The sequence below is a fragment of the Saccharothrix coeruleofusca genome, from assembly GCF_017876325.1.
Classification (GTDB): domain Bacteria; phylum Actinomycetota; class Actinomycetes; order Mycobacteriales; family Pseudonocardiaceae; genus Actinosynnema; species Actinosynnema coeruleofuscum.
Map to the genome: position 1 here is coordinate 4,964,110 of NZ_JAGINV010000001.1, position 16,877 is coordinate 4,980,986.

Genomic DNA, 16,877 nt, shown 5'->3' on the forward strand with positions numbered 1-16,877 from the left:
CCCCCCAGCGACGGCTCAGGGGCGGTCGTGGCGCCCCGCCTTGGCGTGGTCGAGGAAGCGGGACCACGGGGACGGGGCGAAGGCGAGCACCGCGCCGCGCCGGTTCTTGGTGTCGCGCACCAGGGCCTCGGTCCCCACCAGCGCGATCTCCACGCACTCCGGCCCGCTCGCGGACGAATGGCTGCTCTTGCGCCACTGCTGCACAGGTCCTCCAGGATCAGATCAGCAACTCGCGCCGGACCCGGCCGACCAGCCCGGCCGACTCCACGGGGTCGAGCGAGACCTCGACCAGCCGCGCGAACATCTCCGCGTACCCGAGCACGTCCTCGGGCCGCTCCAGGTACGCCTCACCGCGCCGCCCCTCCAGGTACACCAGGTCGGGGCCCAGCCGCTCGGGGAAGGTCAGCACCACGAACGGGCCGTCCATGGCGGCGTGGCCGCCCGCGCTGAACGGCGCGACCTGGATCGTGACGTGCTCCAGCGCCCCGACCTGGAGCAGCCGCCCGAGCTGGTCGGCCATCACCGCGCGCCCGCCCACCAGCCTGCGCAGCGCCGCCTCGTCGACCACCGCGTGCAGCCGCAGCGGGTCGTCCTCCAGCAGCAGCGCCTGGCGCGCCTCGCGCAGCCCCACCCGCCGCTCCACCTCGGACTCCGGCGCGTCGGGCAGCACGTCGGCGATCAGCGCCCTGGTGTAGTCCGCGGTCTGCAGCAGACCGGGGATCATCAACCCCTGGTAGGTGCGCACCAACGCGGCGTCGGCTTCGAACCCGACGTAGCGGCCCGGCGCGATGTCGCCGAACTCGTCCCACCACGCCTTGCGCCGCGCCTGCCTGGCCAGCTGCACCAGTTCCTCGACCACCTCGGGCGACGCGCCGTACGCGGTGAGCATGTCGCGGACGTCGCGCGGGGTCACGCCGACCCGGCCGGTCTCGATCCGGCTGACCTTGGACGCCGAGCACTCCAGCCGCGCGCCGACCTCCTCGATGGTGAACCCGGCCTCTTCCCGCAGCCTGCGCAGCGCGGTGACGAGGCGTCGCTTGCACAGCGTCGGGCTGGCCCCCCGCGACATCTCCACCTCCGAAATGGACTTCGGCCCATCTTTCGGCAGAGCGCGGCCAGAGCAAAGAGACGTCATCCATTCGTGTAGTGCAACTTGCAGATTGCCGGTAGGCAGCCGCAGGCTGCTGGACACACCGACACGGAGGAGCACCATGTCACCCGATAGGGAGCTCTGAGGATGTCCACCACCGTCTTCAGCCAGCTGGACAGGTCGCTGCACGAGCACCTCACCGCCCTCGTCCGGCTCGCCGCCGAGGCCGACGAGCGGACCGCCGCCGAACTCACCCGCTCCGCCCTCCCCCGCGTGGTCGCCGCCGTCAAATCACTGCTCGACGAGCACCAACCCGACGAACACGGCCGCTGCGCCACCTGCCGCCCCCGCTGGTGGCGCAGGCGACGCCCCGCACCCTGCCGCGCCTACCTGGGCGCACAGCTGTGTCTAATGGCCGCGCCTCCGGCGCGGCGGCTCGGCCGCCCGGAAGTCGGCCCATCGGCACGCGTTTCGCGGAAAATCGAAAAGCGTGATTTTCCGCGAAAGGCATCCCGACAGGCCGACGCGGCCTCGCGTGAGGGTTGGGGGCCTGCCGGGTAGGCGGCGGCTCAGAAATCGGTTCGCGGGTGGCTCGGAATTGGGCGCATCAGGCGTGGACGAGGTTTTTGGGGTAGTGGCGGCGGAGGGTGGCGGCGCTGATGCGGTCGAAGGTGCGGTCGGGCAGCACCCGCGCCAGGCGGACGAGCAGGGCGGCGTCCCAGCCGATGGTGTAGCGGGTGCGCGGCTTGCGGGCGGTGACGGCCCTCGCGATGACGCGGGCGGCGGCGTCGGCGGTCGCACCCGACGCGGTGCCGGAGGCCATCAGCCCGTTGACCGCCCGGACCAGGCCGTCGTAGCGCTCCCGCTGCTCGGCGGTCATGCCCGCGGCCAGCTCGTTCGCCGTGGTGATCCCGCGAGCGGCCATCTCCGTGCGGACCCCGCCTGGCTCGACCACGACCACCCGCACGCCCAGTGGCGCGACCTCCCGGCGCAGCGAGTCGCTGACCGCCTCCAGGGCGAACTTCGCACCGGCGTACGCGCCGTAGGTGGGCATGGCGAGCCTGCCGCCGATGGAGCTGATGTTGACCACACGCCCCTGACCGCGCAGCAGCGCGGGCAGCAGGGCCTGGGTGACGGCGACGTGGCCGAACAGGTTGACCTCGAAAACCTGCCGCCACCGGTCCATCGGCAGCGCCTCGACGGGGGCGTTCACCTGGATGGCCGCGTTGTTGACCAGGGCGTGCAGCGGGCGCCGGTCGTCGGCGACCCGCTCGGCGAGCGCCCGCACGTGCTCGGGCTCGGTGATGTCGAGGATGACCGGCTCCACGCCCGCCGACCGGATGGCGTCGGCGTCGCGGTCGCGGCGCACGCCCGCCAGCACGTGGAACCCCCGGCGGGCCAGTTCGCGGGCGGTTGCCGCGCCCATGCCCGCGGCGGCCCCGGTCACGACGGCCAGGCCCCGAGCTTCAGATGACGTTGTCACATCAGCGAGGCTACCAATTCGGATGACACTGTCAACCGCGCGGCGGGGGCCCGCTCAGGCGCGGCCGGTGGCCAGGTAGGCGCGGTGCAGGGCGAAGGCTCCGCAGGCGGCTCCGGTGAGAGCCGCGGTCACCTGGCCGATGGCGGTGAACTCCGGCACCACCCCGTGCCAGTCCCCTGCCAGCAAGGCGTAGACCACCACCAGCGCCAGCCAGGGCGCGCGCAGCACCGTGGGCAGCAGCACCGCCACCGCGCCCGCCGAGGTGAACGCCGCGTAGGCCACCCCGAGGTGGGCCGCGTCCCGCAGGCCCACCAGGTACGCGCCGGTGCCGATCACCGCCGTGGCCACCAGCGTCGCGGTCACGTGCCCGGTCAGCACCACCGCCGCCGCGCGCCACGGCCCCACGGTGCGCTCGAAGGTGCCCAGGCACAGCGCCAAGCAGGCCAGCGACACGGCGGTGAACACCGCGCCGTCCGCGGCGTCGAGCACGAAAGCGCTGCCCAGCAGCGCGTTCACCGGGTGGTGGGCCAGGTTCCTCGGGTTGGCGCTGAGCGACTCCCGCACCTGGGCCGACATTCCGTCGGCGAACACGAACCTCATCAGCAGGGCCGCCCCCGTCACGGCCGCCAGGTAGGAAGCCGTGACGGGGTAGCGCTGGAAGGGTTCACGCACCCGATGGGAATCGGGTGGATCAGGCGTCCACTTGAGACCGGTCACCCGACCAGAGGGTGTGGAAGCTGCCCTCGCGGTCGGTGCGGCGGTAGGTGTGCGCGCCGAAGAAGTCGCGCAGGCCCTGCACCAGCGACGCGGGCAGGCGCTCGGAGCGCAGCGCGTCGTAGTAGGCCAGCGCGGACACGAAGCCCGGCACCGGGACGCCCGCCTCGACCGCGCCGACCACGACCCGGCGCCACGCCGCCTCGGCGTCGCGCACCGCGTCGCGGAAGTACTCGTCCACGAGCAGGGAGGCCAGGTTCGGGTCCTTGTCGTAGGCCTCGCGGATGCGGTCGAGGAAGCGGGCGCGGATGATGCAGCCGCCGCGCCAGATCGTCGCCATCGCGCCGAGGTCGAGGTCCCAGCCGTACTCGGCGCTGGCCGCGCGCATCTGGTCGAAGCCCTGCGCGTACGCCACGACCTTGGAGGCGTACAGCGCCTGCCGCACGTCCTCGACGAGCTGGTCGGCGATCCGCTCGGAGGCCAGCACCTCGGGCGAGCCGAACGCCTCGCGCGCGGCCTTGCGCTGCTCGACGCGGCCGGACAGCGACCGGGCGAACACCGCCTCGGCGATGCCGGTGACCGGCACGCCCAGCTCCAGCGCCTCCTGCACGGTCCAGCGGCCGGTGCCCTTCTGCTCGGCCTCGTCGGCGATCACGTCCACCAGCGGCACGCCGGTCTCGGGGTCGAAGTGGCCCAGCACCTCGGCGGTGATCTCGACCAGGTAGGACTCCAGGTCGCCGCTGTTCCAGCCGCGGAAGACCTCGGCGATCTGCGTCGGGGTCATCCCGCCGACGCGGTTGAGCAGGTCGTAGGCCTCGGCGATGAGCTGCATGTCGGCGTACTCGATGCCGTTGTGGACCATCTTCACGAAGTGGCCCGCGCCGTCGGGGCCGACGTGCACGCAGCACGGCACGCCGTCGACCTGGGCGGCGATGGACTCCAGCACCGGCCCGAGGTGCTGGTAGGACTCCTTGGAGCCGCCGGGCATGATGCTGGGCCCGTTGAGCGCGCCCTCCTCGCCGCCGGAGATGCCCGCGCCGACGAAGTGCAGGCCCGCTTCGCGCAGCGCGGCCTCGCGGCGGCGGGTGTCGGCGTAGTGGGCGTTGCCGCCGTCGATCACCATGTCGCCGGGCTCCAGCAGCGGCACCAGCTCGTCGATCACGGCGTCGGTGGGGGCGCCCGCCTTGACCATGATGATGATCTGGCGTGGTGTCTGCAGGCTCGCGACGAGCTCTTCCAGCGTCTCGGCGGGCACGAAGTCGCCTTCGTGGCCGTGCTCCTCGATCAGCGCTTTGGTGCGGGCGGAACTGCGGTTGTGCACGGCGACGCGGTAGCCGTGCCGGGCGAGGTTGCGCGCCAGGTTGCTGCCCATGACGGCGAGCCCGGTGACGGCGATCCGCGCGGGTGCCTCGGAGGTGGTCATTTTTCCAGCGTGCCCCTTTCCGCGTCCGCGCGCACGTATGCGCGCCCCTGTTTTTTACCATTCTTGATCACACTCCCCGACCTGTAACATCATGAAACAACGAGTGGAACGGTGGGGGCGCATGACCAGGGCGGGGCGGGCGACGGTCCGGGACGTGGCGGCGGAGACCGGGCTGTCGATCGCCACCGTCTCGCGGGTGCTCAACGGGCAGGCCAACGTCGCCGCGCACACCAGGGAGGTGGTGCTGCGGGCGGTCGACCGGCTGGGCGCGCAGGCGCCGAGGCCGCGCGGCGGGCGGACCCGTCGCGCCGAGGGCTCGGTCTACGTGCGCTGTCCCTACCTGCTCACCGACTACTTCGGGCTGATCGTGTCCTCGGTGGTGGAAACACTGGCGCGGCACGGCAGGCGGGTGGTGCTGGACGCGGGCACGGCCGCCCAGCGGGTGCCCGCGCTGCCGGGCCTGCCCGGCCAGGCCGATCTGGACGGGGCGGTGCTGATCCTGCCGCCGGAGCCCGCCGAGGAGCTGGTCCGGCTGCGCGACAGCGGGTTCCCGTTCGTGGTGGTCGACCCGCGCACCGAGCTGCCGCGCGACGTGGCCTCGGTGTCCGCGGCGCACTTCGCGGGCGCGCGCAGGCTGATGGCGCACCTGGTGGAGCTGGGCCACCGGCGGGTGGGCGTGATCGGCGGGCCGGGCGACTGGCTGGCCAGCGACGGCAGGATGGCCGGGTACGCGGCGGCGCTGTCGGACGCGGGGGTGCTGCCCGCGCCGGAGCTGCTGCGCCACGTCGACGAGCCGACCACCGAGCTGGGCCACCGCGCCGCGCGCGAGCTGCTGGCGCTGGAAGACCGGCCGACTGCGCTGGTGGCGTTCAACGACAAGATGGCGGTCGGGGCCCTGCGCGCGGCGCGCGAACTGGGCCTGGAGGTGCCGGGGGACGTGTCCGTGGCGGGGTTCGACGACCTGGACCTGAGCCGGGCGACGCGGCCGGAGCTGACCACGGTCCGCCAGCCGCTGCAGGAGATGGGTCGGATGGCGGTCACCCTGCTGGTGCGGCTGCTGGAGCGGCACGAGCTGGAGGCGCTGCACGTGGAGCTGGCCACCGAACTGGTGGTGCGGGAGTCGACCGGACCCGCCTGAACTGCGGTGTTCCACGGCTTTTCAGCGCGTTTCCCGCATCAGCGCGGCTCTTGACAGTCACCTGGGCGCATTGTTTCCTCTCTTCTGCGGGTTCGTTCCAGAAATGTTTCATTTGTTTCAGGACGCCCGTCCCTGTCCACACCGTCGTGAGAGGAGTCCGAGGTGTCCTCTGCCCACCGTCGGACCTTGATCAGCGCGGGCCTGGTCGCGGCGTGCGTCGCCGCGGCGGCGACCGCGCTGCCCCCGCCCACCGCCACCGCCGCGGGTGAGACCGTGAACGTCTGGCTCACCACCACGTCCGACCCCGGTGGCCGCACCGTCACCAGGGGGCTGCAGCAGCAGACGCCGGTGGCCTTCGGCACCGGTTCCGGCAACGCCACCCACACCATCACCGTCGACGAGGGCACCACCTACCAGCGGTTCGAGGGCGGCGGCGCGTCGATCACCGACACCACCGCCTACCTGCTGCGCGGCGGCCCGGTCTCCGCCGCCACCCGCGACGCGGTGATGCGCGGGCTGTTCTCCCCCACCGAGGGCATCGGCCTGTCGTTCGTGCGCAACCCCATCGGCGCGTCCGACCTGTCGCGGCCGGGCCACGTGTCACTGGACGACACCTGCTGCGACCTCGGCGACTTCGGCGCCAACGGCTACGACACCGACGTGCGGCTGCTGACCCAGCAGGCCAAGCGGCTCAACCCGGCGCTGCGGGTCAAGGGCGTGCCGTGGAGCGCGCCGGGCTGGATGAAGGACAACGGCCGGATGGACCAGATGGGCTGGCTGAAGTGGGAGCACTACCCCACCTACGCGCAGTACCTGGTCAAGTACGTGCAGAGCTACCAGGCGGCGGGCGTGCCGATCGACTACCTCTCGGTGCAGAACGAGCCCAACTGCTGCCAGGCGGCCAACCCCACCGCGATGGACTACCCCGGCATGAGCTGGAACCCGTCCGGGCTGGTGGAGTTCACCAAGAACCACGTCTACCCCGCCTTCCGCGCGGCGGGCATCACCACCAAGGTGCTCGTCCACGACTGGAACTACGGCGACTACGCCAACTTCGGCGCGGCGGTGCTGGCCGACCCTGGCGTGCGCGAGGACCCACTGTTCGGCGGCATCGCCTGGCACGGCTACTTCGGCGACCCGGCGGTGGGCACCCAGGTGCGCGCCGCCTACCCGAACGTGCCGCAGTTCAGCACCGAGCACTCCGGCGGCACGTGGATCTCCAACCAGCACAACGAGGACATGGCCGACATCGTCAACTACGCCCGCAACTGGAGCGGCAGCCTGGTCAAGTGGAGCCTGGCGCTGAACCAGCACATGGGCCCGCACAACGGCGGCTGCGGCACGTGCACCGGGCTGATCACCGTGCAGGAGGGCGGTCCGAGGGCGGGCCAGGTCGACTACACCGTCGAGTACTACACCACCGGTCACCTGACCAAGTTCGTCAAGCCGGGCGCGCACCGGATCGACTCGACCGCCAACGGCACCGTGCAGAACGTGGCCTACCGCAACCCGGACGGCTCCAAGGCGCTGATCGCCCACAACGGCGGCACCTCGGCGCAGTCGGTCAAGGTCGTCTGGGGCGGGCAGTCCTTCACCTACACCCTGCCCGCGCGCACCACGGCGACGTTCAGCTGGGCGGGCAACCCCGGCACCCCGACCGGCGGCGCGATCACCGGTCTGGCGGGCAAGTGCGTCGACGTGGCGGGCGGCAGCAGCGCCGACGGCACCCCCGTCCAGCTCCACACCTGCAACGGCAGCGCCGCCCAGCGGTGGACCCGGCCGGGCGACGGCACGCTGCGGGCGCTGGGCAAGTGCCTGGACGTCAAGGACCGGGCCACCGGCGACGGCGCGCAGCTGCAGCTGTGGACCTGCGGCGGCACCGCCAACCAGCAGTGGACCCGCACCGCCGGGCGCGACCTGGTGAACCCGGCGGCGGACAAGTGCCTCGACGTCACCGACCACAACAGCGCCGACGGGACGCGGTTGCAGATCTGGACCTGCACCGGCGCGGCCAACCAGAAGTGGGACGTGGCCTGAGCCCGGACGACCGGGGCCCCGCGCGGGGCCCCGGTCGCGCTCATCCCGTTGCCTTGTAAGCCTGCCCGGCCTGGTTGGGCGTTCCACCCGGCAGGTAGAGCCCGGTCCCCGGCTTGTCGGCGGGCAGCGCGAACCAGGCGTAGCGCTCCACGTAGGACAGACCTTCGAGCATCCGCGACGACTTGCCCGCGAAGTCCGCCAGCTCCGCGGCGCTGGGGTAGCGGACGCCGCCGCCGGAGAAGTCCATCAGCGAGTACTCGGTGACCCAGATCGGCAGCCCGTACCGGGCGTGCACCGCGTCCAGGTAGTTCTTCAGGTGCCCCACCGCAGCCGGGCCGAAGTCCGAGCCGTACCAGTGCAGGGTGATGAAGTCGACCCGCAGGCCGCGCGCCCGCGCGCCGGACAGGAAGCGGTCGAGCCAGCCGCCCGGCTTGTCCCCGCTGTGCGCGACCGCCGGACTGCCAAGGCGCATCCCCGTCGCCTGGAGCTGGGGCCACAGCTCCAGCGCCTGCTCCACGGTCATGTTCGACTGCTCGGCCAGGTCCGGCTCGTTGAAGCCGAGCAGGGTGGTGCCCTGCCCCTTGACCGCCCGCAGGTTCTCCGGGGTGACCGACTTGGCCCCCCAGATCATCGGCACGTACTCGACGCCGGGCGGCGCCTGGACGTTCTCGCGGGTGGCGGCCCAGTTGTAGAACCAGCCCGCGCCGACGTCGGACAGCGCGCGGTCCACGCCGTCGAAGTGCCAGGTGCTGACGCCCTTCTTCTTCGACCGCGCGGCGGGCGGCCGGGGTGCGGCGGCTTGCTGCTGCGTGGTCTGGACCGCTGTGGTGGTGGTCGTCGTCGGGACCGCGGTCGTCGTGGTGGTCGTGCTCGTCGTCGTGGCCGTGGCGCTGCTGGTGGGCGGGGCCGTGGTCGTCGTGGTGGTGGCCGCCGCCGCGATCGGCACGGGCTCGGGGGACCGGTCCTGCGGCAGGAACACCACCACGCCCGCCACGGTGCCCGCCACCGCGGCGACGGCGGCCGCGGCGACGAGCGGTTTGGCCGCCGCGTGCGCCCAGATCCCCTTCTTGACCACGGCCTGCTTCACAGCGGCGTTCTCCACAGCGGCGTTCTTCACGGCCGCGTTCTCCACGGCGTTCTCGGCCGCACCGGTCCGGTCCGGCAGCGCCGCGGTGGGCTCGGGCAGGGTGAGCAGACCGGCGGGCAGCGGCACCAGCGGCAGCCGCGCCACCAGCCCGTCCACGGCGGCCAGGTCTTCGAACCCGCGACCGCACCACGAGCACTCGCGCGCGTGCCGGACGATCCGCTTGCGCCACAACGCGCTGGGCCTGCCGTCCCAGTCCCGCACCACGGCGGCCAGCTCGCCGCAGCGGGGCGTGGCCGCCAGCACCCGGACCACCACGCGGGCCGCGTCCAGCTGGGCCTTCATCCGCTGCACGCGCACCGCGGTGTGCTGGGGGCTGAGCCCGACCGCCTCGGCGACCTCGGCGCGGGTCACCTGCCCCGCGGTCTCCATCCACCACAGCGACAGCAGCTCGCGCTCCTCGTCGCCCAGCCACCGGGTGGCCGCGACGACCTCGCGGCGCTGCCCGGTCAGGTGCAGCCGGGTGATGGCCAGGTCGACGAAGTCCGCGCCGGGGTCGGCCAGGTCGACCAGGTCCCGCTCGTCCACCGGCAGCGGCAGCTTGCGCCGGTGCCGCTCGCGGACCTGGTTCATGGCGATGACCAGCAGCCACGACCGGAACGCGGCCGGGTCGCGCAGGCCGCCCAGCCCGTCCAGGGCGCGCAGCATGGTCTCCTGGACCACGTCGTCGGTGTCGGAGTGGCCGCCGAGCGCGTGCCCGACGACGTTGTAGACCAGCGGCAGGTACCCCGCCACCAGCTCGTCCAGCGCTGACTGCTCGCCGCGCTGCGCGGCGAGCACCGTGGCGGCGCCCGGCTCCCGCGGTGTCCGCATCCCGATCCTCTCGGCCGTGTTGGGCTTCCCCACCGGAGACGGTTCGAAGGCCCGCACGATAACGAGAACCTCGGCATCGGCGAGCGCGGACTGGAGCGGGCACGTCGAGGCATCGCAGGCGGGCACCCACGGCGCGTGCCCGCCCACCCGTCGTGACCAGGGGCTACCGGCCCGCCGTCCGGTCCGCCCGCGCGGCTACATTGCCCGCATGACGCCAGAGGAGTTCCGCCGGATCGGCCACCAGGTGGTGGACTGGGTCGCCGACTACCGCTCGCGCATCGAGGACTTCCCGGTGCTGTCCCCGGTGGAGCCGGGCTGGGTCCGCGCGCAGCTGCCGGAGGAGCTGCCGGAGCGGCCATCGGACTTCGACGCGCTGCTGGCCGACGTGGACCGGGTGGTGCTGCCGGGCACCACGCACTGGCAGCACCCGTCGTTCTTCGGCTACTTCCCGTCCAACGCCTCGCTGCCCTCGGTGCTGGGCGACCTGCTGTCCACCGGCCTGGGCGTGCAGGGGATGCTGTGGGCCACCTCGCCCGCCGCCACCGAGCTGGAGCAGGCGCTGATGGACCAGCTGGCCACGGCGATGGGCCTGCCGGAGTCGTTCCGGGGCGGTGGCGTCATCCAGGACACCGCCTCGTCGGCCGCCCTGGTGGCGATGACCGCGGCGCTGCAGCGCGCGTCCGGCGGCAAGTGGCGCGACTCCGGGGTGGACGGGTCGGAGACCGTCTACGTCTCCTCGCAGACGCACTCCTCGCTGGCCAAGGCGGCGCGGCTGGCCGGGCTGGGCGGGTCGGCGGTGCGGTCGGTCGCGGTGGACGCGGCCCAGGCCATGTCCGCCGACGACCTGGCCGCGCGGGTCCGGGCCGACCTGGCCGCGGGCCGCCGCCCGGTGCTGGTGTGCGCGACGATCGGCACCACTGGCACGGGCGCGGTTGACCCGGTGCGCGAGATCGCCGCGATCTGCCGCGAGCACGGTATCTGGCTGCACGTGGACGCCGCCTGGGCGGGTCCGGTGGCGCTGTGCGAGGAGCACCGGGCGCTGTTCGACGGCGTGGAGCTGGCCGACTCGTTCGGGGCCAACGCGCACAAGTGGCTGCTGACCGCGTTCGACCTGTCGCTGTTCTGGACCGCGCACCCGGACGTGCTGGTGGACGCGCTGACGATCCTGCCGGAGTACCTGCGCAACGCGGCGTCGGAGTCCGGCGCGGTGGTGGACTACCGCGACTGGCAGATCCCGCTGGGCAGGCGGTTCCGGGCGCTGAAGCTGTGGTCGGTGCTGCGCTGGTACGGCCTGTCCGGGCTGCGCGAGCACCTGCGCGGCCACATCGCGCTGGCCGAGGCGCTGGAGGGCTGGGTGGCCGAGGACCCGCGCTGGGAGCTGGTGGTGCCCAGGTCGCTGTCGCTGGTCACCATCGCCGTGCGGGACGACGAGGAAGCCACCCGGCGGGCCATGGAGGTGGTCAACGCCAGCGGGTCGGCGTTCGTCACGCACACCTCGGTGAACGGCCGCTTCGCCATCCGCGTGGCCATCGGCGCGGAGGGCACGCGGGAGCGGCACGTGCGCGCCCTGTGGGACGCCCTGCGCGCGGCGGTGTAGCGGCGGCCGGGCTCAGGAGGGGATCGGCCGGGCGGCCTCGGCGCGCAGGCCGTCGAGGAAGAACGCCAGGCAGCGCCGCCACGCCAGGGGCGCCTCGTCCGCCGATTCCCTGATCACCTTGGACATCGCCCAGATCAGCGTGACGAAGTCCCGCTCCTCGAAGTCCGCGCGCAGCTGCCCGCTGTCCTTGGCGCGCGCGATGAGCCGCCGCGCGACCTCCAACCCGCCCCGGCAGGCCTCCGCCAGCCCGGCGGCTGTCGAGAAGCGCCCGCTCAGCGCGTCGTTGAGCCCGAAGTCCTCGGCCTGCAGGGCGAACACGCCCTCGACGAACCGGGTGAACCCGCGCCACGCGTCGTCGTCGGCCAGCGCCTGCGCGCCGATCCGCTCCAGCACCGCCACGCGCGCCGGGAAGATCGCGTCGATGAGCGCCTCGCGGGTCGGGAAGTGGTTGTAGAGGGTGCCGATGCTGACCCCGGCACGGCGGGCGATCTCCTCCAGCGGCGCGTCCAGCCCGCGTTCGCCGAACACCCGCGTGGCGGCGTCCAGCAGCTTGTCGCGGTTGCGCGCGGCGTCGGCGCGCAGTGGCTTGGGCATGGCTCCCCGATCGGAACTTGAGGGCGTCCTCGACCAATGCTAGCTTCGAAGAAGTTGAGGCATACCTCGACTTACTTCTCCCGGAGGAACCCATGAGCGGAACCGCTGTTGTCCTCGGCGTCGGCCCCGGCCTCGGCATGTCCATCGCCCACCGCTTCGGCCGCGAGGGCTACCGGGTGGTCCTGGTCTCGCGCAGCGCGAGCAGGCACCCCGACTACCTCGCCGCCCTGGCCGCCGCCGGGGTCCAGGCCGGCTCCCACACCGCCGACGTGCGCGACGCGGGCAGCCTGCGCGCCGCGCTGGACGAGATCGGGCGGGTCGACGTGCTCTACTACGGCCCCGCGAGCGCGGGCATCAGCCCGGTCCCGATCACCGAGACCTCCTCCGACGACGTGCGCGAGGCGATGAGCTGGGTCCTCCCGGCGGTCGACGCGGTGGGCGCGGTCCTGCCCGGCATGGTCGAGCGCGGGTCGGGCGGGCTGCTGTTCGCGGGCGGCCTGAGCTCCGTGGTCCCGATGCCCCCGCTGGGCAACCTGGCGGTCTCGTCGGCCGCGCTGCGCAACTACGCGCTGACCCTGAACGCGGCGCTGGCAGGCACGGGCGTCTACGCGGGCGCCCTGACCATCGGCGGGCTGATCGAGCGCGGGGACATCCACCGCATGATGACGGCGCAGCCGGAACTGCTGGGCGACCTGAGCGCGCACACGCTCGACCCCGACGGCATCGCCGACGCGGCCTGGGAGCTGTACACCAAGCGCGACCGCGCCGAAGAGGTCTTCAACGCCCTCGGCTGAGGTCAGTTGCGGATCAGCTCGGCGAGGTCGACGGTGATCGTGAAAGGGCTCAGGACCCGCACCTTCCCGCTGCCACCGGCCACGTGCTCGTAGTCGCCGTCGACGAGCGTGAAGGCGTCCAGCGAGGCGGGCGCGTCGAGGTCGACCAGCCAGTAGTGCGGGATGCCCGCGTCGGCGTACTCGGCGGGCTTGGTGACGCGATCGGTCCGCCCGGTGCCGGGCGACACGATCTCGACCGCCAGGAGCACCTCGTCCGCGGAGAAGCGAGCGGGGTACTCGTCGGTCGGCCTGCTCGGCACCACCACGACGTCGGGAGCGCGCAGCGTCGCGGGGTGGACCGGGTTGACCACGACCTCGACATCACCGAAAGCGGCGAACTCCTCCGGGAGGTGGGCCTCCAAGAGCCCGGTGAGCCGGTACGCCACCCGCTGGTGGATCGGCGCGGGGCGTGGAACGACCAGCGGAACCCCGCCGACCAGCTCACAGCGGTGCGATCCGCCCTTCGGGAGCGCGTCCCACTCCCCAAGGGTGAGCAAGCGCTCCGGCACTGCGATCATCACCTTCCACCAGCGGTCACCAGGGCGCCACAGCGTAGCGGGGTCAGTCCAGCACCCGGAGCAGTCCCTCCTGGACCACCGTGGCCACCAACTGGCCGTCGGCCGAGAAGAACCGGCCGGTCGCCAGGCCGCGCGCCCCCGACGCCGAGGGCGAGGCGCAGTCGTAGAGGAACCACTCGTCGGCGCGGAACCGGCGGTGGAACCACATCGCGTGGTCCAGGCTGGCCCCCAGCACCTTGTCGGTGCCCCAGTAGACGCCGTGCCGCACCAGCACCGAGTCCAGCAGCGTCATGTCCGAGGCGTAGGCCAGCACGCACACGTGCAGCAGGTCGTCGTCGGGGAGCTTGCCGTCGGCGCGCATCCACACCTGGCTGCGCGCCTCGGCGGGCCCGCCCTCGCGGGCCCGCCACGGCGGCTCGGTCACGTAGCGCACGTCGATCGGCCTGGGCAGTCGCGTCATGCCGACCTTGTCCAGGTAGCCCGCGGCGGCCTGGGCGTAGGTGGGCAGCGACTCCGGCTCGGGCACGGCGGGCATCGGCTCCTGGTGGTCCAGGCCCGGCTCGTCGAGCTGGAACGACGCGGACAGCGAGAAGATCGCCTTGCCGCGCTGGACGGCCACCACGCGGCGGGTGGTGAACGAGCGGCCGTCGCGGATGCGGTCGACCTCGTAGACGATCGGGATCGTCGGGTCGCCGCCGCGGATGAAGTACGAGTGCAGCGAGTGGACCCGGCGCTCCGGCGGGACGGTCCGCCCCGCCGCCACCAGCGCCTGCCCCGCTACCTGCCCGCCGAACACCCGCACGGGCGACTCGGCGGGGGACACCCCTCGGAAGATGTTCTCCTCGATGCGCTCCAGGTCCAGCAGCGCCACAAGCCGGTCGAGCACGGGCTGCCCGTGCGGAACACCGTCGCTGTCCAGCGGAACGTCCTGGAGCGGGGCGGTCGCCGCGGCACGGGCAGCCTCTGTCACGTCATCTCCTAGGCGTGGTCTTCCTCCCCGAGCCGGTGGACCCGGATGAGGTTGGTCGAGCCGACGGTGCCGGGCGGGGAGCCCGCGACGACGACCATGAGGTCTCCCGGCTGGTAGCGGCCGATCGACAGCATGGAGGCGTCCACCTGGCGGACCATCTCGTCGGTGGAGTCCACCTTAGGCACCAGGAACGTCTCGGTGCCCCAGGTGAGAGCAAGCTGACTGCGCACGCTGGGCTCCGGGGTGAACGCCAGCAGCGGCAGGTGGGTGTGCAGGCGGGCCAGCCGCCGCACCGTGTCACCGGACTGGGTGAACGCCACCAGCGCCTTGGCGTTGAGCCGCTCGCCGATGTCGCGGGCCGCGTAGGAGATCACGCCGCGCTTGGTGCGCGGGACGTGGGTCAGCGGCGGCACCACCACCGACTCGGTCTCCACCGCCTCGATGATGCGGCCCATGGTCTTGACCGACTCGATCGCGTAGCGGCCCACGCTGGTCTCGCCGGAGAGCATCAGCGCGTCCGCGCCGTCGAGCACGGCGTTGGCCACGTCGGAGGTCTCCGCGCGGGTCGGGCGCGAGTTGGTGATCATCGAGTCGAGCATCTGGGTGGCCACGATCACCGGCTTGGCGTTCTCGCGGGCGATCTGGATGGCCCGCTTCTGCACCAGCGGCACGTGCTCCAGCGGCAGCTCCACGCCCAGGTCGCCGCGGGCGACCATGACGCCGTCGAAGGCCAGCACGATGGCTTCGAGGTTGTCGACCGCCTCGGGCTTCTCGATCTTGGCGATCACCGGCAGCCGTCCGCGACCGCTGCGGTCCATCACCTGGTGCACCAGGTCGATGTCGGCGGGCGAGCGCACGAAGGACAGCGCGATGAAGTCCACGCCCAGGCTGAGGGCGAACTCCAAGTCCTCGATGTCCTTCTCGGACAGCGCGGGCACGGACACGTCCATGCCGGGCAGCGACAGGCCCTTGTTGTTGCTGACCGGGCCGCCCTCGGTGACCTCGCAGACCACGTCCGGGCCCTCGATGTCGGTGACCACCAGGCCGACCTTGCCGTCGTCCACCAGCAGCCGGTCGCCGACCTTGGCGTCCTTGGCCAGCTCCTTGTAGGTGGTGGAGACCCGGTCGTGGGTGCCCTCGACGTCCTCCACGGTGACCCGGACGATGTCGCCGGTGCGCCACTCGACGGGGCCGTGGGCGAACCGGCCGAGGCGGATCTTGGGGCCCTGCAGGTCGGCCAGGACGCCCACCGCGCGGCCCGACGCGTCCGCGGCGGCGCGGACGAGGTCGTAGACCTGCTTGTGGTCCGCGTGGCTGCCGTGGCTGAAGTTCATCCTCGCCACGTCCATCCCCGCCGCGACCAGCTCGTTGATCTTGTCAGCGGTGGCGGTGGCGGGGCCCAGGGTACAGACGATCTTCGCGCGTCGACTCACGTTCGGACAGAGTAGTCCTCTTCACTGGACCGATCAGGATGTACCCGGGGGTAATCTAGGGGAAACAGGCAAAATCGCTCCTGTGACCGCCAGATTCTTTCCTTTCGTGACCGCGGCGTTGCTCAGCGTTATCGTGCTGTTCACGCCCGAGTCGGGTGTCCCCAGCTCACCGCCCGGCACGGACAAGGTCGTCCACTGCCTGCTGTTCGCCCTGCTGGCGGGCACCGGCCTGTACGCCCGACTCCCCCGCACCCCACTGCTGCTCACTCTTGTGGGTTACGCCGTCGCCTCGGAAGTGGTGCAGGAGTTGCTGACCGTGCTGGGTCGCAGCGGCGACCCGGTGGACGGGCTCACCGACGTCGTCGGGATCGCGCTGGGCTGGCTGGCGCACCGGCTGGTGTTCAGCGGAAGCCCTTCTCGGTGATGCCGACGTGGTCGGCGCACCACTCGTTGAGGGCGACCAGATCGCGCCACCCCTGGCGCACCCGGTCCAGACAGCCGGGCTCGTGCAGGGTGTCGTCGGGCTCCCACACCTTCGCCGCGTAGATCGCCTTGCGGCGCAGCAGGTCCAGCCGGGGGTGGTCGGGGTCGACGCCGCGCGGCGGGCGCTTGAGCTGCTCGCCGCGGATCTCCCAGCCCTTGCGGGCCAGCTTGGCGATGATCCTGGCCAGCTCACCGCCGCGCCGGTCGTCGGCGACCGACTCGCGGTAGCGGGCGAGCTGGTCCGACGCCATGGCGAACGACCCGCCCGCCACCATCAGGCCCTCGGGGCCGACCTGCACGTAGTACCCGCCACCACCGCGGCCCAGCTCCACCACGCCCCCGCAGTGGTCCTTGTAGGGCCGCTTGTCCTTGCTGAAGCGGACGTCGCGGTAGGGGCGGAACACCTTGCCCCGGCCGAACTCGGGTTCGAGCACGGCCAGCAGCGCCTCCATCGGGGCGCGCACGTCGTCGAGGTAGGTCTGCTTGTGGTCTTCCCAGTAGGCCTTGGTGTTGTCCACGACGAGGCCGTCGTAGAAGTCGATCGCGTACTCACCGAAGCCCTTGAACTCCATGGCCGGGCAGCTTAGGCGGCACCCCCGACAGCGCC

General features: G+C 72.4%; 17 protein-coding genes. 6 read left to right on the forward strand and 11 right to left on the reverse strand.

Annotated elements, in window-relative coordinates; all coding sequences use genetic code 11:
• Positions 1 to 15: 15 nt before the first annotated feature.
• The gene (locus JOF41_RS22125) at positions 16 to 204 is read right to left on the reverse strand and encodes a DUF397 domain-containing protein (RefSeq protein ID WP_189223107.1); all 189 of its coding nucleotides are present in this window, start codon (positions 202 to 204) and stop codon (positions 16 to 18) included.
• A 13-nt stretch (positions 205 to 217) separates the two neighbouring features.
• Positions 218 to 1,069, reverse strand: coding sequence for a helix-turn-helix domain-containing protein (locus JOF41_RS22130; protein ID WP_209621681.1), 852 nt, complete (start codon positions 1,067 to 1,069; stop codon positions 218 to 220).
• A 168-nt stretch (positions 1,070 to 1,237) separates the two neighbouring features.
• Here JOF41_RS22130 and JOF41_RS22135 point away from each other — a divergent pair, with 168 nt between their 5' ends.
• Positions 1,238 to 1,651 carry a hypothetical protein gene (locus JOF41_RS22135; protein WP_209621684.1) on the forward strand — a complete coding sequence of 138 codons (414 nt, stop codon included), beginning with the start codon at positions 1,238 to 1,240 and terminating at the stop codon, positions 1,649 to 1,651.
• Positions 1,652 to 1,697: 46 nt separating this feature from the next.
• Here the strand turns inward: JOF41_RS22135 and JOF41_RS22140 are convergent, their stop codons facing one another.
• The 3 genes from JOF41_RS22140 to gnd are packed head-to-tail and all read right to left on the reverse strand — an operon-like array spanning position 1,698 to position 4,710.
• Positions 1,698 to 2,573 (reverse strand): SDR family NAD(P)-dependent oxidoreductase, encoded by an 876-nt coding sequence (locus JOF41_RS22140; protein ID WP_209621686.1) that lies wholly within the window; start codon positions 2,571 to 2,573, stop codon positions 1,698 to 1,700.
• Between the two features lie 54 nt (positions 2,574 to 2,627).
• Positions 2,628 to 3,245, reverse strand: coding sequence for a rhomboid-like protein (locus JOF41_RS22145; RefSeq protein ID WP_209621689.1), 618 nt, complete (start codon positions 3,243 to 3,245; stop codon positions 2,628 to 2,630).
• Positions 3,246 to 3,264: 19 nt separating this feature from the next.
• Positions 3,265 to 4,710 (reverse strand): NADP-dependent phosphogluconate dehydrogenase, encoded by a 1,446-nt coding sequence (gnd, locus tag JOF41_RS22150; RefSeq protein ID WP_189223103.1) that lies wholly within the window; start codon positions 4,708 to 4,710, stop codon positions 3,265 to 3,267.
• Positions 4,711 to 4,831: 121 nt separating this feature from the next.
• Here gnd and JOF41_RS22155 point away from each other — a divergent pair, with 121 nt between their 5' ends.
• Both JOF41_RS22155 and JOF41_RS22160 read left to right on the forward strand, forming a co-directional pair.
• Positions 4,832 to 5,848 carry a LacI family DNA-binding transcriptional regulator gene (locus JOF41_RS22155; protein WP_209621692.1) on the forward strand — a complete coding sequence of 339 codons (1,017 nt, stop codon included), beginning with the start codon at positions 4,832 to 4,834 and terminating at the stop codon, positions 5,846 to 5,848.
• Between the two features lie 162 nt (positions 5,849 to 6,010).
• On the forward strand, positions 6,011 to 7,885 hold the full coding sequence (locus JOF41_RS22160; protein ID WP_307867496.1) for a ricin-type beta-trefoil lectin domain protein: 1,875 nt from the start codon (positions 6,011 to 6,013) through the stop codon (positions 7,883 to 7,885).
• 40 nt (positions 7,886 to 7,925) lie between these two features.
• Here JOF41_RS22160 and JOF41_RS22165 read toward each other — a convergent pair whose 3' ends face one another.
• Positions 7,926 to 9,842, reverse strand: coding sequence for a sigma-70 family RNA polymerase sigma factor (locus JOF41_RS22165; protein WP_209621695.1), 1,917 nt, complete (start codon positions 9,840 to 9,842; stop codon positions 7,926 to 7,928).
• Positions 9,843 to 10,050: 208 nt separating this feature from the next.
• On the opposite strand from JOF41_RS22165, the gene JOF41_RS22170 reads away from it, so the two are divergent.
• The gene (locus JOF41_RS22170) at positions 10,051 to 11,439 is read left to right on the forward strand and encodes an aminotransferase class V-fold PLP-dependent enzyme (RefSeq protein WP_209621698.1); all 1,389 of its coding nucleotides are present in this window, start codon (positions 10,051 to 10,053) and stop codon (positions 11,437 to 11,439) included.
• 12 nt (positions 11,440 to 11,451) lie between these two features.
• Here the strand turns inward: JOF41_RS22170 and JOF41_RS22175 are convergent, their stop codons facing one another.
• Positions 11,452 to 12,033: a TetR/AcrR family transcriptional regulator gene (locus JOF41_RS22175; protein ID WP_244989656.1), complete on the reverse strand. Its 582-nt coding sequence runs from the start codon at positions 12,031 to 12,033 to the stop codon at positions 11,452 to 11,454.
• Between the two features lie 92 nt (positions 12,034 to 12,125).
• On the opposite strand from JOF41_RS22175, the gene JOF41_RS22180 reads away from it, so the two are divergent.
• Positions 12,126 to 12,827 carry an SDR family NAD(P)-dependent oxidoreductase gene (locus JOF41_RS22180; RefSeq protein WP_209621701.1) on the forward strand — a complete coding sequence of 234 codons (702 nt, stop codon included), beginning with the start codon at positions 12,126 to 12,128 and terminating at the stop codon, positions 12,825 to 12,827.
• Between the two features lie 2 nt (positions 12,828 to 12,829).
• Here JOF41_RS22180 and JOF41_RS22185 read toward each other — a convergent pair whose 3' ends face one another.
• Genes JOF41_RS22185 through pyk form a run of 3 tightly spaced genes read right to left on the reverse strand, consistent with a single transcriptional unit; the run spans position 12,830 to position 15,787 of the window.
• Positions 12,830 to 13,384, reverse strand: a complete 555-nt coding sequence (locus tag JOF41_RS22185) for a Uma2 family endonuclease (protein WP_189223096.1) — start codon at positions 13,382 to 13,384, stop codon at positions 12,830 to 12,832.
• A 43-nt stretch (positions 13,385 to 13,427) separates the two neighbouring features.
• Positions 13,428 to 14,354, reverse strand: a complete 927-nt coding sequence (tesB, locus tag JOF41_RS22190) for an acyl-CoA thioesterase II (protein ID WP_209621704.1) — start codon at positions 14,352 to 14,354, stop codon at positions 13,428 to 13,430.
• A gap of 8 nt (positions 14,355 to 14,362) precedes the next feature.
• The gene (gene pyk, locus JOF41_RS22195; RefSeq protein ID WP_189223094.1) at positions 14,363 to 15,787 is read right to left on the reverse strand and encodes a pyruvate kinase; all 1,425 of its coding nucleotides are present in this window, start codon (positions 15,785 to 15,787) and stop codon (positions 14,363 to 14,365) included.
• Between the two features lie 82 nt (positions 15,788 to 15,869).
• Between pyk and JOF41_RS22200 the strand changes: the two genes are divergently transcribed.
• Complete coding sequence (locus tag JOF41_RS22200; RefSeq protein ID WP_189223093.1) at positions 15,870 to 16,211, forward strand: VanZ family protein; 342 nt, start codon at positions 15,870 to 15,872, stop codon at positions 16,209 to 16,211.
• On the opposite strand, the gene JOF41_RS22205 is transcribed toward JOF41_RS22200, so the two are convergent.
• Positions 16,189 to 16,842 (reverse strand): DUF2461 domain-containing protein, encoded by a 654-nt coding sequence (locus tag JOF41_RS22205; protein ID WP_209621707.1) that lies wholly within the window; start codon positions 16,840 to 16,842, stop codon positions 16,189 to 16,191. The two genes, JOF41_RS22200 and JOF41_RS22205, sit on opposite strands and share 23 nt — an antisense overlap.
• Between the last annotated feature and the right edge of the window lie 35 nt (positions 16,843 to 16,877).